We start from the raw sequence: 1,835 nt of genomic DNA, 5'->3' as shown, positions 1-1,835 counted from the left end.
CCTGGCTCGATGCCGTTTCGGCGATGTCCGTGACGGGGGGCACGTCATCCACGGCGACATCCGTCTCCGCGGGTTCGACGACGGGGGCCACGTGCGTGCCGGACGCCTCGGCGGCGCCGTGCGGAATCTCGTGCGCCGCTTCGGCCGCGACGTGTCCGGACGGCTGCGCCGGTTCAGGTGCCCGTACCGGCTCGACCGGCGGCGCGGGCAACTCGACATCGATCACGTCGACGTCGTCCGCCGACGCCACCGGTGTTCCGCATTTGTTGCAGAAACGCTGGTTCGGCGTCAGCTCGGCGTGGCAGCGCCGGCAGGGTGTGCCGGCTGCGTCGATCCGGGGCTGAGCGGCTGCGACGGGGGTACCGCATTTGATGCAGAACTTCAGGCCGTCAGGCAGTTCGCTCTCGCAGTGCGTACATTGCATCATAAATAAGTAATCCTCTTCTTTTCGTCGATCGGCATGGCGACGCCGCGCATGTATGCGCATGCTGGTCCGAACCACGGCGTCGCGCTGCACCGGCCGCTCGTCACGCAAATGAACGGCGCGGCGCGCTTAGCGCGGAATATCAGTCGTGATTGGGTCGGAAATGAGAAGAGGAGGTCTCGTCGACACGAATGGACGCGTACGACGTAACGAATCTGGATGCCCCGGATTTGAATGGCGAATTCACGCTTTCCCCGCTTTAGTTGTCAGTTTTAAACTGACAAACTGCTTTCATTATTTCGATTGCTAATACTAATGGTCTTCTGCAGCGGATACTACACTGAAATTATGAAGTTTCGCTATCCGCAAATTTTGTCAACGAACATCTCATCGCACGCGAATACGGGCCGGATTTGCCGCCCGGTTGCCATGCGGCGGCACTGAAATCCTTCATTCGTCCGGGCGGCGCCCCCCTCGGTGTGCCGCGGCGGTATTGCTCGGCCGGTCGTGCCGGTTTCAGACAAACCGATCGACATTGCGTTGTGCAATTGCCGTATTCTTCGGCCGGAATGACGTTGGCTAACTGGCGTCGTTCCGATATTCGGAATGACGCTCCAAAACAACAACGGAGAAACGTGCGGATGTTTTTCTTGCGATCGGGACGTGCATGCGCGTGCGTTGCCGTCCTGGTGGTTGCATCGTTGCAGTCCCGACCCGGATGGGCCGGCGCAACGGTCGACGGGGGTCGCGCGGCCGGGGCGAAAGTCGCGCTCGTGATCGGCAATGCCGCCTATGACGGCGCCGACCGGCTGGGTTCGCCGGCCAACGACGCCGCGCTGATCGGCCGGACCTTCACGCAGCTTGGATTCGAGACGCGGATCGGCACCGACCTGACCCGCGACGAGTTCAACGCGTCGGTCGACTGGCTTGCCACGCGCGCGCGTGGCGCCCAGGTCGCGATTTTCTATTACGCGGGCCATGGCTTTGAATCCGGCGGCGACAATTTTCTCGTGCCGGTCAAGACCGGCATCCCGATCGCGGCAATGACGCGTGCCACGCTGCTGCAACGGGGGATCCGATTCAACGCGGTGCGCGCGCAGGTGAAGGCGTCGCGGCCCGATGCGTTTGTCGCGCTGATCGACGCGTGCCGCGTGCCGTCCCGCGGCCGTGCCGGCCAGTCGCTCAAGCGCGATCCGGCGGCACGCGGCGAACTGATCGCGTATTCGACCGCCGACCAGGCGGCAGCCTACGATTCGATGCGGACGTTCGGTCAGCCGGTCGACAACGGGCCGTTCGCATACTACCTGGCGACCTATCTTGCCGCGCCCGGCGCGACGCTCAAGCAGGCGCTCGAGCATACGCAGCAACAGGTCAGCGACGTGACCCAGGGGCAGCAACGTCCGTGGATCGC

At 63.5% G+C, this 1,835-nt stretch carries 2 protein-coding genes; one reads left to right on the top strand and one right to left on the bottom strand.

Going from position 1 to position 1,835, the window contains the following annotated elements; translation table 11 throughout:
• The coding region (locus tag JYJ84_RS35690) for a zinc ribbon domain-containing protein (RefSeq protein ID WP_205190213.1) at positions 1-517 on the bottom strand (517 nt) is incomplete at its 3' end.
• A 608-nt stretch (positions 518-1,125) separates the two neighbouring features.
• Here JYJ84_RS35690 and JYJ84_RS35685 point away from each other — a divergent pair.
• A partial coding sequence (locus JYJ84_RS35685) for a caspase family protein (RefSeq protein ID WP_205190212.1) occupies positions 1,126-1,835 on the top strand: 710 nt, incomplete at its 3' end.

This window comes from Burkholderia sp. LMG 13014, from assembly GCF_905232215.1.
Taxonomy (GTDB): domain Bacteria; phylum Pseudomonadota; class Gammaproteobacteria; order Burkholderiales; family Burkholderiaceae; genus Burkholderia.
This window is presented reverse-complemented; position numbering and strand designations above follow the sequence as displayed.